Genomic DNA, 13,142 nt, shown 5'->3' with positions numbered 1-13,142 from the left:
TGCTTTCCTTGCACCCGACGCGCAGGCGCCGGGTGGTTGAGTCGTTGGGAGCGGCATGCCGCCCCCCTGATGCGCTACCGGTTGACCAGCTTTGCCGGCAAGGTCCAGATAAGAAATGCGCCGAGAATAAGCATGCCCGCGATCATGTAGTACGCGCTGCTGCTGCTCTGGGTCAGGTCACGGAGATACCCGATCATGTAGCCGCTGGTAAAGCCGGCCAGGTTGCCGATCGAGTTGCTCATGGCGATCGCCGTGGCCGCTGCCGCGCCGCTGAGGAACGCCGTGGGCAGTGACCAGAACAGCGGCGAACAGGTCAGGATGCCGGCCGCGGCAATCGACAGGAACACCAGCGAGAGCGCCGTGCTATGCATGATCCATGGCAGCGCCAGGAAACCGATGGCGCCCATCATGCACGGCACGATCAGGTGCCAGCGCCGTTCGCGGTGCTTGTCCGCGCTCTTGGCGAAGAAGTACATGGTGATGATCGCCGCAATATACGGGATCGCGCTGAGCAGCCCGATCTGTATCGGGTCGGAGACGCCAGTCGACTTGATGAACGTCGGCAGCCACAGCGTGATGCCGTACTGGCCGGTGACGTAGCAGAAGCAGATCAGGCTGATCAGCCAGACCCGCGGGTCGGTGAAGACATTGCCCACGCGCGCCACGGGGCCCGCGGCCTTGTTGTCCTCCGCCTTGGCGCGTTCGAGCACCTGCTTCTCGTCGTCACTGAGCCATTTGGCCTTGGCGATGGAGCTGTCCAGGTACCAGAAGCACGTCAGGCCGAGCAGCACGGCGGGCACGGCTTCGATGAAGAACATCCACTGCCACCCCGCCCAGCCCGCGATGCCGCCCATGCTGCCCATCAGGAAGCCCGACAGCGGGTTGCCGATGATGCCCGACAGCGGCGAGCCCATGCAGTAGATCGCCATGATCTTGGCGCGGCGGTGCGACGGGTACCAGCACGTCAGGTAGTACACGATGCCGGGCGTAAAGCCGGCTTCCGCCAGGCCCAGCAGGAAACGCAGGGTATAGAAGGCGGTCGGCGTCTCCACGAACACGAAGCATGCCGACAGCAAACCCCATGTGACCATGATGCGGCCGATCCAGACCTTGGCGCCGAAGCGGTGGAGCGCCAGGTTGCTGGGGATTTCGAAGAGAAAATATCCGATGAAGAAAATGCCGGCGCCAAGGCCGTAGACGGTTTCGCTGAAGCCAAGATCCTGCGACATCTGGAGCTTGGCGAAGCCGACGTTGACTCGGTCGAGATAGGCAATCAGGAAGCAAAGCATCAGGAACGGCACGAGGCGCCAGCTTACCTTGCGATAAACGGCGTCTTCGTACGAACTCACCTTTGCCCCGGCCTGCAGGGTAGTTTCCACAGCGTCTCCTTTTGTATTGTCAGGTACGTCAGTGCTGCTGCGCCGATCCTGATTCGATCAGTGCTGTGTGGAACAAGCCTGTACCGCCGGAGCCGGCGACCGCGCGCGTGCCAACCTGCTGGCGACCGGTTCGCTGAAAGGCCCTCCCCGGCCTTGCGATGCGAACCGGTGCGCGCCGCGGCAACCTGCCCCGGCGGCCCGCGTCAGGCGGCGGCCCTCAAAGGCAAGGGGCACGCGTGGGCGGCGAGATAGTCCATGGCGGCGGCAACGCCGCTGGCGGCCAGCGGGACGCCTGACAGCTTCAGCCCCATCTCGCAACCGGACAGCGTGGCCATGAGCGTGAGATCGTTGCAGTCGCCGAGATGGCCGATGCGGAACATGCGGCCCTTCATCTTGCCCAGCGCCGCGCCAAGCGACATGTTGAAGCGGTCATAGATGGTCCGGCGCACGGCGTCCGCGTCGATGCCGTCGGGCATCATCACGCCGGTCAGCACCGGGCTGTAGACCGACGGGTCCGCGCACTGGATCTCCAGCCCCCACGCGCGCACCGCGCGGCGGCACGCTTCCGCCAGGCGCTGGTGGCGCGCGAAGACGTGGTCGAGCCCCTCTTCCAGGATCATGTCCAGCGCTTCCGACAGGCCATAGAGCAGGTTCGTGCTCGGCGTGTACGGCCAGTAGCCGGTCTGGTTCATGGCGATGATTTCTTCCCAGTCCCAGAAGCTGCGGGGCAGCCGCGCCGTCTTGGCGACTTCGATCGCCTTGGGCGATACGGCGTTGAAGCTGATCCCCGGCGGCAGCATCAGGCCCTTCTGCGAGCCCGAGACCGTCACGTCCACGCCCCACTCGTCATGGCGATAGTCGGCGGAAGCCAGCCCCGAGATCGTGTCGACCATCAGCAGGGCCGGATGCCCTGCCGCGTCAATCGCCTTGCGCACGGCGGCGATATCCGAGGTGACGCCGGTCGAGGTTTCGTTGTGCACCACGCACACGGCCTTGATGGCATGGCCGCTGTCCTGGCGCAGGCGCGCCTCGATGATGTCGGCCTGCACGCCGCGTCGCCAGCCCTCGATGCCCGGCAGGCCAAGGAATTCCGGACGCAGGCCGAGCTTCTCGGCCATCTTCTTCCAGAGCGTGGCGAAGTGGCCGGTCTCGAACATGAGCACGGTATCGCCCGGGCTCAGCGTATTGGACAGCGCGGCTTCCCAGGCACCCGTCCCGGAGGCGGGATAGATCACGACCGGCTGCTCGGTCTTGAAGATCTGGCGGATGCCGGCCAGCACCTTCAGCCCCAGCGCACCGAACTCGGGACCGCGGTGGTCAATGGTCGGGTAGCTGATGGCGCGCAGGATGCGGTCCGGCACCGGGCTCGGTCCGGGGATCTGCAGGAAATGACGGCCAGCGGGATGGAAGTCCAGTTTCAGCATTTACTCCTCCTGTTGAATTTTGCATTCAAAATACTTTAGCAGGCGGAGCCAATAAGGGAAGGGGCGGGCAACAAGAAAAAGGCGCAGTGTTTACCCCGATCCATCAAGGACTTGTCTTGTCGGCAGTGTGCTAGGCGTCTGATAGAATCGCGAGGAAACCGACCCTCGTTGCGACCCTCGTTGGACTTTGCATGCAAGATCCCATTTCTTCCGGCGAAACTTCGTTCGCGTCCGTGCTCCCCAAGGTTGAGCGGCAGCGCCTGCATGACACCGTGGTGGGCCACCTGCGCAACTTCATCGTGGAGGGGGTGCTGAAGGCCGGCACCAAGCTCAACGAGCGCGAGCTGTGCGAAACGCTTGGCATTTCGCGCACCCCGCTGCGCGAGGCGTTCAAGGTGCTGGCAGCCGAAGGGCTGATCGACATCTCGCCCAATCGCGGCGCCACGGTCGCCAGCCTGTCGGCCGCGGAGATCCTGGACACGTTCGAGCTGATGAGCGGCCTGGAGGCGATGTCGGGCGAACTCGCTTGCGAACGCATCACGCCGGTGGATCTCGCGGAGATCAAGGCCCTGCACTACGCCATGCTGGCGTGCCGCGCGCAGGAGGACTTGTCGGGCTATTACAACTACAACCGCCAGATCCACGACCGCATCAACCAGGCCGCGCGCAACAGCGCACTGCGCCAGACCTACCTGGCTGTGAATCGCAGGCTGCAGGCCTTGCGGTTCCGTTCGAACTTCCAGAAATCGAAGTGGGACAGCGCAATCCACGACCACAACGAGATGCTGGTGGCGCTGGAAGCGCGTGACGGCAAGCGCCTTGCAGCAATCCTGCGCCAGCATCTGCTCGACAAGCGCGACGCCGTGCTGAACCTGCAGGCGGCCGAGGCGGAAGCGGCGGAAGCGGGATCCCGCGACTGAGATTCAGCGCCGCCGGCCAAGCACGCCCGAGCCCGTCAGGCCACGCCACTGAGCCCTGACGGGAGAACGGCTCCCGCGTTTCTGTCACCTTTTGCCGCCTCGCGCGTCTAATGTTCAGGAACGATAAAAAGGAGCCGCCCTTTCCCGTATGGACACTGCTCGGAATGCCCGGACACCCCAGTCGACTGCGGCCGATCCCCGCACGGATGCCGAGCTGATCGTCGGCGCGCAGGCCGGCGATGCGTCGGCCTTCGAAGTCATCATGCGACGCAACAATCGTTTGCTGTTCAGGACGGCGCGTGGCGTGGTGCCGGATGATGACGAAGCGCAGGACGTGGTGCAGGAAGCGTATCTGCGCGCCTTCACCAACCTCCATACCTTTCGCAGCGAGGCCGCGCTGAGCACCTGGCTTGCGCGCATCGCGATCAACGTCGCCCTGACCGCGCAGCGCACCAGAGGCCGGATCGTGCAGATGGAAGCGCTGGTCGACGAACCAGACCTGCCCGACGAACCCGCACTGGAGAACGTCATGTCCCATCGCACCCCCGACGACCAATCGCCCGAGGTCATGGCCGAGCGCAGCGAGGTGCGCAACATCCTGCAGTCCGCGGTCGAAACCTTGCCGGCGATCTACCGCAGCGTATTCATCTTGCGCGCCGTCGAAGACATGAGCGTCGAGGAGACCGCCTACTGCCTGGGCGTCAGCCACGACGTGGTGAAGACCCGCTTCCTGCGCGCGCGCACGATGCTGCGCCAGTCGCTTGCCGAACAGGTGAAGCCTTATCTGCAGCAGACCTTCAGCTTTGCCGGCCCGCGCTGCGACGCGGTGGTCCATCACGTGCTTGGCACCCTTCACCGCCACGGGGTGGTCCGCCCCCATGGATAAGCGACGCCATCTGGCGCGCGTGTTGTGCAGTGACTCACCCAACCAGGAGGAAACACCATGAAGATCGCCAGCATTCTCGTATCCAGCCTGCTCGCGGTGACAGCCAATGTCGCCACGGCGCAGAGCGCCGCCCCCAACGACGCCCAGATCGCCGCCATCGTCGTCACGGCCAACCAGGTCGATATCGATGCCGGAAAACTCGCCGAGTCCAAAGCCTCGAACAAGGACGTAAAGGCGTTCGGCAAGGAGATGGTCACGGACCATACAGGTGTCAACAAGTCCGCCACCGCACTGGTCAAGAAGCTCAATGTCACCCCCGAGGACAACCCGACCAGCCAGAGTCTCAAGGCCGGTGGCGACAAGAACATGGAGAACCTGAAGGGGCTGAAGGGCGCGCAATTTGACCGCGCCTATGTCGACAACGAGGTGACGTACCACCAGGCCGTGATCGATGCCATGGACAAGACGCTCATCCCGAACGCCAAGAACGAGGAACTCAAGGCCTTGCTGGTCAAGGTGCGTCCCGCCTTCGTCGCGCACCTGGAACATGCCAAGCATATCCAGACCGAACTCGCCAAGAAATAACGGTTCCAGGCCATGCGATACCCGTATATCGCCCTACTTTTCTCATGGGGCTTGATGCTCGCCGGCCCGGCGCCCGTCAGCGCCGCGCCGGCGACCCACACCGTCACGATCGACGCCACGGCATACGCGCCGCAGAAACTGGCTGTCAACGTGGGGGACACCGTTGTCTGGGTCAACAAGGATCCGTTCCCCCACACCGTGACCTCCCCGGCCGGCGGGTTCGACTCGAAGAGTATTGGGCCGGGAGAATCGTGGCGATACAAGGCGACCAGGAAGGGCGCTTATCCCTACGTCTGCACATTCCATCCGACGATGAAGGGGATGTTGCGGGTCAAGTAGGCACCGCAAGCCCGTTGCCGACGCGGACGTTCGCGGTCAGTCCCCGCCCCGGCGCCACCAGGGCGGTTCTCCCTTTGGACCAGCAAATGCCTGGCAGAGGCCAGCGTCAGGACAGTTTTCGACGCCTTCTCACCTGATATATCACATATCTGATAGGATGCCCGTGAGATCCACGCAGCCGGCGGCGTGCGGTTGAGGGGAAGTCGCCGGTTGGAAAACGAGTCCAGCCGAACATGACAACGACGATTGTTTACACCCACACCGCCTGTCTCGAACACCGGCCCGGGCCGCACCATCCCGAGTCGCCAGAACGCCTGAAAGCCGTCGTGCAGGCGTTGCGAACGCCCGAGTTCGCTGCGCTGGAATGGCGCGATGCGCCGATGGGCACCGTCGAGCAGCTGCAATTGATCCACGATTCGCACTACATCGACGAGATCGCGCAAAGCGCCCCCTCGCGTGGATACGTGCCGCTTGACGCGGGCGACACCGTCATGTCGCCGGGCTCATGGGAGGCCGTCATGCGGTGCGTCGGGGCGGCTTGCGCGGGGGTCGATGCGGTGATGGACGGGCAGGCGCGCAACGTGTTCTGCGCGACCCGGCCGTGCGGGCATCACGCTGAACCGGCGAAGGCGATGGGCTTCTGCATTTTCAACCAGGCCGCCATCGCGGCGGCCTACGCCTTTGAGGTGCACAAACTCGAGCGCGTCGCCGTGGTCGATTTCGATGTGCATCACGGCAACGGCACCCAGGCAGCATTCTTCGACCGCCCCGAGCTGTTCTACGCCTCCAGCCACCAGTCGCCTTTCTATCCAGGCACGGGAGCCCGGTCTGAAACAGGGGTGGACCACAATATCGTCAACATCCCGCTGCCGCGCGGCTGTGAGCCCGCGCAGTTCCGTGCCGCGATTTCCACCCTGCTGCTTCCCGCGCTAAGGGCGTTCGCCCCCGACATCGTCATTGTCTCCGCGGGCTTCGACGCGCATCGCCTGGATCCGCTCGCCGGCATGAACCTGGAGGACAGCGACTTCCACTGGATCACGCGGGAACTGATGCAGATTGCCGACGAAACCTGCAACGGCCGCATCGTGTCGATCCTGGAAGGCGGCTACAGCCTGGACGCATTGGCCACGAGTACGGTGGCCCATGTCAGCGCGCTGATGGCGTAAAGGTGTTGGGCGGCAGCGCGCCTTTATGAGAAGATTTGTGCGCCGCAAGCGCCACGAAACATAACCGGCGGCCCCGTTGCAGCCGGTTATTTTCATACGTGCCAACACAAAACCATAGGCACGGTTATTCATTGGCGTCTTGGGCAATGTCGTTGGCAGCGTTCGCTTACGCAGCATTTACCAGGAGACTCCATGAATCCGAAGCCAGGCTTGCGGTGGTTCACCGCCGCGATTGCATCCCTCTGTCTGACGACCAGCTTCGCGCCGTCATCGTATGCGGCTTCCGTCGCGCCGGTCGCCGCCGAGAACGGCATGGTCGTCACCGCGCAGCACCTGGCTACCCGAGTCGGCGTCGATGTGCTGAAGCGCGGCGGCAATGCGGTCGACGCCGCAGTGGCGGTGGGTTATGCGCTGGCCGTGGTGTATCCGGCCGCGGGCAACCTCGGTGGCGGCGGATTCATGACCATCCAGCTGGCCGATGGCCGCAAGACATTCCTTGACTTCCGGGAGGTCGCGCCCAAGGGTGCGACGGCGAACATGTACCTGGACAAGGACGGCAACGTGATCAAGGGCGCCTCCACCAAGGGACATCTGGCCGTGGGCGTGCCCGGCACGGTGTCAGGCATGGAGTACGCGCGCCGCAAATATGGAACGATGAAGCGCGCCGACCTGATCGCCCCGGCCATCAAGTTCGCGGAGAACGGCTTCACGCTCCAGCAGGGCGACGTGGATATGCTGCTCACCGCAACCAAGGACTTCGAGCAAGACCCGGCTTCCGGCGCAATCTTCCTGAACAAGGGCCAACCGTTCCAGGTGGGACAGAAGCTGGTGCAACGCGACCTGGCCAAGACGCTGCGTGCGATCAGCAACGGGGGCACCGAAGGCTTCTACCAGGGCTGGGTAGGGAAGGCGATCGTTGCCTCCAGCCAGGCTGGAAAGGGCCTGATCACGCAGGCAGATCTCGATGATTACAAGACGCGCGAACTGGCACCGGTCGAGTGCGATTACCGTGGCTATCACGTCGTGTCGGCGCCCCCGCCCAGCTCGGGCGGCGTGGTCATCTGCGAGATGCTCAACATTCTGGAAGGCTACCCGCTCAAGGAACTGGGCTACCACTCCGCGCAGGCGGTGCACTACCAGATCGAAGCCATGCGCCACGCCTATGTCGACCGCAACAGCTACCTGGGCGATCCGGACTTCGTGAAAAACCCGCTGGACCGCCTGCTGGACAAGAACTACGCCGCGAAGATTCGCGCCGCGATCGATCCGAAAAAGGCAGGCGTTTCGAAGGACATCAAACCCGGCGTGCCGCCGCATGAAGGCAGCAACACCACGCATTACTCGATCGCCGACAAGGACGGCAACGCCGTTTCCGTCACGTACACGCTCAACGACTGGTTTGGCGCGAAAGTGACGGCGGCAACGACAGGCGTGGTCCTGAACGATGAGATGGACGACTTTACCGCCAAAGTTGGCGTGCCGAACCTCTATGGCCTGGTCCAGGGCGAGGCCAATTCCATCGCCCCGGGCAAGCGCCCGCTCTCGTCGATGAGTCCGACCATCGTCACCAAGGACGGCAAGCCGGTGATGGTGGTGGGCACGCCAGGCGGCAGCCGCATCATCACAGCGGTACTGCTGACCATGATCAACGCCATCGACTACAACATGAACGTGCAGGAAGCCGTGGACATGCCGCGCTTCCATCAGCAATGGCTGCCGGACCTGACCAATTTGGAGGACTACACATTGTCCCCGGATACGCGCAAGATCCTGGAAGACATGGGGCATCGCTTCGGCCCGCCACAGCCTGCCAACCACCTGGCGGCCATCATCGTCGGCGCCCCGGCGCTCGGTGGCAAGCCGGTCGGAAACAACCGGTTCTATGGCGCCAATGACCCGCGTCGCAACACCGGGCTGGCCGCCGGTTATTGATTCGGCATTGCACGCTGGCCGCCCTTTGGGCGGCCACGAACGATGTAAACGGCGCGAGACCACCCGGCTCGCGCCGTTTGCTTTTCAGCGTGGGGGGATCGACCTGCGGTCTTGGGTCACTGCGCGCATTCCGCCTGAGTGGCCCATAAGGCTGCCCGCCTTCCGCCGACCCACGTGACGCTTTGATCCCCTTCTCCCGCATGGCCAGCAAACCTGCGGGCAACCTGGGGTAAGGTATCGGTGAGGTATTGGTGCGAAGGCGGACGTCGGCACTATTATTCTGAGATAAACGGGGAGTCGCCAATGAATCACAAGACTGTCGCGTCGAAGGCTTCGACCGGGATACCCGGTCTCGACGAAATTCTTGGCGGCGGATTTTCCCGGGGACATGCGTTCCTGCTGGAGGGAAGTCCCGGCACGGGCAAGACGACAATCGGCCTGCAGTTTCTGCTGGCAGAACCGAACGATGCGGCGCTGTACCTGACGCTCTCGGAAACCGAACAGGAATTGCGGGAAGGCGCACGTTCGCACGGATGGCAGCTCGGCGACAACATCACGATCTTCGAACTGGTCCCGCCAGAAAGCCTGTTAAGTGCGGAGCAGCAGCAGAGCCTGCTTCATTCGTATGATCTCGAACTTGGCGAGACCACCAGGCAGATCTTCGAAGTCTTCGAGAAGGTGCGCCCCGCAAGGGTGGTGCTGGACAGCTTGTCGGAGATACGGCTGCTGGCACAGAGTTCCTTGCGCTACCGGCGACAGATTCTGGCCCTCAAGCATTACTTTTCACGTCAGGGCGCAACCGTCCTGCTGCTTGACGACCTGACCGCCGAGTCGATGGACAAGACGGTCCACAGCGTTGCGCACGGAGTCGTCAATCTCGAACAACTGGCCCCGGAGTACGGATCCGAACGCCGGCGCTTGCGCGTCTCGAAATATCGTGGCCAGGCATTCCGCGGGGGCTATCACGATTTCACCATCCGGCCCGGGGGCGTCACGGTTTTTCCGCGTCTTGTCGCCGCAGAACATCGCACCGAGTTCGCGCGCACGCTGATGAAGTCCGATATACCGGAGCTGGATGCCTTGCTGGGCGGCGGCCTGGAACAGGGTTCGAGCGCGCTGATCCTCGGGCCGGCAGGCACCGGCAAGAGTACCTTCGTGTTCCAGTTTATTGCGGCCGCCGTTCGCCGCGGCGAGCGCGCGGCCGTCTTTGTATTCGATGAAGAGCTTGGCCTGCTGTTCGAGCGCACCCGCGCCGTGGGGATCGACTTGCAAAGCATGCAGGCGTCCGGCGCACTGCATATCGAGCAACTCGACGCGGCCGAGCTTTCCCCCGGCGAGTTCTCCCATCGCGTGCGGGAGCGGGTGGATTTTGCGCATGCGAAAACCGTGGCCATCGACAGCCTTAACGGCTACCAGGCTGCGATGCCCGAGGAACGCGCGCTCGTCCTGCACATACACGAACTCCTGCAGTACCTGAACCGGCAAGGCGCCACGACGTTCCTCACGGTGGCGCAACACGGCCTGGTCGGGAACATGAAAGCCCCGGTTGACGTCACCTACCTGGCCGACACAGTCATCCTGCTTCGCTACTTCGAAGCCTTCGGGAAGGTGCGCCGCGCTGTGTCCGTAGTAAAGAAGCGCACCGGTGCCCACGAATCCACGATTCGCGAGTTTGGCATTGGCGCCGCAGGGCTGCACCTGGGCGCACCGCTGGAGCGCTTCCAGGGCGTGCTGAACGGGGTGCCAAGCTTCGTCGGTGACCGCGGGCCTCTGCTGGGGACGGAGCCGGGACGCAATGCCTGACTGGGCGCAAACCGTGCATCGCGCGTTGGTCGTGGCGCCGCTGGGGCGCGATGGCGCCATCCTGCTCTCGCTGCTGCATGACGTGGGCGTCAGCGCGCAGTCGCTCCCCGACCTGGCGTCCTGTGAAAGCCATCTCGATGACGACGTGTGCTTTTGCGTCATTACCGAAGAAGCCCTCCTTCAATCGCCGCATCGTGGCCCGCTCCGATGGCTGGCCGCTCAGCCGAGCTGGTCGGACCTGCCGTTCATCGTGCTGGCGCATGCGCAGGGCAGCGCGCACCGCATCGACATTGCGTCCCATATCTGCACCTTGCTCGGCAACGTGACATTCGTCGAGCGCCCCTTCCATCCGACGACCTTTGTGAGCGTCGCGCGCACCGCGGTGAAGACGCGTCTGCGCCAATACGAGGCGCGCGCCCGTATTGAAGAACTGAAGGAGGGCGAGCAGCGCTTGCGCACCGCGCTGTCGGCGGGACAACTGGGATCCTGGGAACTTGACCTGGAACGTTGGACGCTGACGGCTTCCGATGTCTGCAAGGCAATGTTCGGACGTTCCCCGGCGTCCCTCTTTCGCTACCCGGACTTGCTGGCGAGCGTCCATGCGGAAGACCGTCCGGCGATGCGGGCCGCCGTGCGAAAGAGCGTGGAAACCGGTGCCGAGTATTCGACCGAGCACCGGATCGTGTGGCCGGATGGATCGACCCATTGGGTCGAGATGCGCGCGAGGCGCGTGCCGACCACCACGGCGACGGGCCAATCGTATCGGCTGGTGGGCGTCTCGCGCGACATCACCAGCAGCAAGACCGCGCAGCAGACCCTCAAGCTGCTGAACAGCAGCCTGGAAGCCCGTGTGGCGGAGCGCACGGCTGCGCTCGAGCAAGCGCATCAAAAAATCCTGGAGGAAATTGCCCAGCGCGAACGAACGGAGGAATTGCTGCGGCAATCCCAGAAAATGGAAATGCTGGGACAGCTGACCGGTGGTATCGCGCATGACTTCAACAATCTGCTGATGGCAGTGCTCGGCAACCTGGAGCTCCTTCGCAAGCAGGTTCCGGCGAATGCCCGCGTGATGCGCCTGATCGACGGCGCGATTCACGGCACGAACCGCGGTGCCGCGCTGACCCAGCGCTTGCTGGCGTTCGCCCGGCGGCAAGACCTGACCATCGCGCCCGTCGACGTGGCAAAACTCCTTGGCGGCATGCATGCGCTGATCGAGCGCTCGGCCGGCCCCGGCATCGAACTGGTCACCGCGCTATCGCCAGACATGCCCATGGCATTGATCGACGCGAATCAACTGGAGCTTGCCATTCTCAACCTGGTCGTCAACGCGCGCGACGCCATGCCCCGCGGCGGCATGCTGACGATCCGTTCGACGGTCGTGGACGCGCCCGCGGCGGCCGATCTTGCTGCCGGAAGATATATTTGCCTGAGCGTCACCGACAACGGCGCAGGCATGGACGCCGCCACGCTGGCGCGGGCCACCGAGCCTTTCTTTTCGACCAAGGAGATCGGCAAGGGCACCGGGCTGGGACTCTCCATGGTCCATGGCCTCGCGCGGCAGCTGAAAGGCACGCTACGCCTCAGGAGCGAACCGGGACGGGGAACCAGCGCCGAATTGTGGTTGCCCGTGACGGACAAGGCCGAGAGCGTTGCGACAGTCGTGGAGGCCGCCGGGGACACGCAGGGCGTGAAAGGCTTGACGATTCTCGTCGTCGACGACGACCCGCTGGTGTGTGCGAGTACCGCCGCCCTGCTGGAAGACCTTGGACACATCGTCATCGAGGCGGAAACGGGTGCGCAGGCGATCGATATCCTGCGTGCAGGCAATCCCGTCGATCTCCTCATCACGGACTATTCGATGCCCGGCATGACCGGTGTCGAGTTGGTCAGGGCCGCCCGGGAGCTATCACCGGGCTTGCCGGCATTTCTTGCGACCGGCTATGCAGAAGCACTGGCCGACACCGCGCCGGAGCTGCCGAAACTGCGAAAGCCTTATCGGCAATCCCAGGTCTCTGCCCAGATCGCGGAACTCTTCGGGTCTCGTGCGCAGGCTGTCTCTTCTACGAACGGGAAGCGGCGCTCAATCATTCTCGTGGTCGACGATGACCGCATCGTCCGCGAAAGCACGGCCGCGATGCTGGAGGACCTTGGATTCGACACGATCGAAATGGAATCCGGCGAGGATGCGCTCGACCTCTTGCGCACTGGCCACACCGTGGACCTGATCATCGCGGACTACTCGATGGGCGGGATGACCGGCACCGAACTGGCGCGATCGGCCAGGACGATCCTCTCCGACTTGCCAGTCCTGATTACGACCGGCTACGGAGACATACCCGTTCACAAGGATGACGCGAAGCTGCCGATGCTGCGCAAACCCTATGGCCCGTCGCAGGTCATGGGAGAGATCGAAAAAATTCTCGGCTCGCGTCGTCCGGCTGCAGGATCGGCTGGAACGGCGCGATGACGGCCAGCCCGCGCACGCCGCCTCACAAACGGTTACAACCGCGCACGCGTGGAACCCCTATGCTCTCGTCCGCAAGCGGCCAGCGGTGGCCAAGGCATGACGGAGCGAACTCAATGGGCAGGATCGGGGTACTAGGCCTGGTGGCGTCTGCAGCGACGCTGTTGTGTGCTGGCGGGAATGCCTTCGGCCAGCAGGTCGTGGGCGGCATGGGCGAGCCGGTTCATGTCGGCGCGTTCGGTAC

At 63.8% G+C, this 13,142-nt stretch carries 10 protein-coding genes; 8 read left to right on the top strand and 2 right to left on the bottom strand.

Features of this window, described 5'->3' with window-relative positions:
- Positions 1 to 74: 74 nt before the first annotated feature.
- Together ACIGJB_RS19665 and ACIGJB_RS19660 are read right to left on the bottom strand one after the other, a co-directional pair.
- Complete coding sequence (locus tag ACIGJB_RS19665; RefSeq protein WP_483733974.1) at positions 75 to 1,379, bottom strand: MFS transporter; 1,305 nt, start codon at positions 1,377 to 1,379, stop codon at positions 75 to 77.
- A 203-nt stretch (positions 1,380 to 1,582) separates the two neighbouring features.
- Positions 1,583 to 2,803 (bottom strand): pyridoxal-phosphate-dependent aminotransferase family protein, encoded by a 1,221-nt coding sequence (locus ACIGJB_RS19660; RefSeq protein WP_483733973.1) that lies wholly within the window; start codon positions 2,801 to 2,803, stop codon positions 1,583 to 1,585.
- A 191-nt stretch (positions 2,804 to 2,994) separates the two neighbouring features.
- Here ACIGJB_RS19660 and ACIGJB_RS19655 point away from each other — a divergent pair, with 191 nt between their 5' ends.
- The 8 genes from ACIGJB_RS19655 (at position 2,995) to ACIGJB_RS19620 (ending at position 12,901) form a co-directional block, all read left to right on the top strand.
- Positions 2,995 to 3,723, top strand: a complete 729-nt coding sequence (locus tag ACIGJB_RS19655; RefSeq protein WP_483733972.1) for a GntR family transcriptional regulator — start codon at positions 2,995 to 2,997, stop codon at positions 3,721 to 3,723.
- Positions 3,724 to 3,871: 148 nt separating this feature from the next.
- Positions 3,872 to 4,609 (top strand): RNA polymerase sigma factor, encoded by a 738-nt coding sequence (locus ACIGJB_RS19650; RefSeq protein ID WP_483733971.1) that lies wholly within the window; start codon positions 3,872 to 3,874, stop codon positions 4,607 to 4,609.
- Between the two features lie 57 nt (positions 4,610 to 4,666).
- Positions 4,667 to 5,194: a DUF4142 domain-containing protein gene (locus ACIGJB_RS19645; RefSeq protein WP_483733970.1), complete on the top strand. Its 528-nt coding sequence runs from the start codon at positions 4,667 to 4,669 to the stop codon at positions 5,192 to 5,194.
- 12 nt (positions 5,195 to 5,206) lie between these two features.
- Positions 5,207 to 5,533, top strand: coding sequence for a cupredoxin domain-containing protein (locus tag ACIGJB_RS19640; RefSeq protein WP_483733969.1), 327 nt, complete (start codon positions 5,207 to 5,209; stop codon positions 5,531 to 5,533).
- A 233-nt stretch (positions 5,534 to 5,766) separates the two neighbouring features.
- The gene (locus ACIGJB_RS19635) at positions 5,767 to 6,699 is read left to right on the top strand and encodes a histone deacetylase family protein (protein WP_483733968.1); all 933 of its coding nucleotides are present in this window, start codon (positions 5,767 to 5,769) and stop codon (positions 6,697 to 6,699) included.
- Positions 6,700 to 6,891: 192 nt separating this feature from the next.
- Entirely contained in the window at positions 6,892 to 8,631 is a 1,740-nt protein-coding gene (gene ggt, locus ACIGJB_RS19630) for a gamma-glutamyltransferase (protein WP_483733967.1), read from the top strand.
- A 303-nt stretch (positions 8,632 to 8,934) separates the two neighbouring features.
- Positions 8,935 to 10,434, top strand: coding sequence for an ATPase domain-containing protein (locus ACIGJB_RS19625; RefSeq protein WP_483733966.1), 1,500 nt, complete (start codon positions 8,935 to 8,937; stop codon positions 10,432 to 10,434).
- Positions 10,427 to 12,901: a response regulator gene (locus ACIGJB_RS19620; RefSeq protein WP_483733965.1), complete on the top strand. Its 2,475-nt coding sequence runs from the start codon at positions 10,427 to 10,429 to the stop codon at positions 12,899 to 12,901. Before ACIGJB_RS19625 ends, ACIGJB_RS19620 begins: the two co-directional genes overlap by 8 nt.
- Positions 12,902 to 13,142 lie beyond the last annotated feature (241 nt).

It is taken from the genome of Cupriavidus sp. C2SS-8b (assembly GCF_057073745.1).
The sequence above is the reverse complement of the archived record's forward strand: the minus strand, read 5'-3'. Positions and strand labels throughout refer to the sequence as shown.

Coding starts and splice junctions, on each gene's coding strand:
- ACIGJB_RS19660 (WP_483733973.1), bottom strand. CDS start 2,803: ATGCTGAAACTGGACTTCCATCCCGCTGGCCGTCATTTCCTGCAGATC.
- ACIGJB_RS19655 (WP_483733972.1), top strand. CDS start 2,995: ATGCAAGATCCCATTTCTTCCGGCGAAACTTCGTTCGCGTCCGTGCTC.
- ACIGJB_RS19650 (WP_483733971.1), top strand. CDS start 3,872: ATGGACACTGCTCGGAATGCCCGGACACCCCAGTCGACTGCGGCCGAT.
- ACIGJB_RS19645 (WP_483733970.1), top strand. CDS start 4,667: ATGAAGATCGCCAGCATTCTCGTATCCAGCCTGCTCGCGGTGACAGCC.
- ACIGJB_RS19640 (WP_483733969.1), top strand. CDS start 5,207: ATGCGATACCCGTATATCGCCCTACTTTTCTCATGGGGCTTGATGCTC.
- ACIGJB_RS19635 (WP_483733968.1), top strand. CDS start 5,767: ATGACAACGACGATTGTTTACACCCACACCGCCTGTCTCGAACACCGG.
- ggt (WP_483733967.1), top strand. CDS start 6,892: ATGAATCCGAAGCCAGGCTTGCGGTGGTTCACCGCCGCGATTGCATCC.
- ACIGJB_RS19625 (WP_483733966.1), top strand. CDS start 8,935: ATGAATCACAAGACTGTCGCGTCGAAGGCTTCGACCGGGATACCCGGT.
- ACIGJB_RS19620 (WP_483733965.1), top strand. CDS start 10,427: ATGCCTGACTGGGCGCAAACCGTGCATCGCGCGTTGGTCGTGGCGCCG.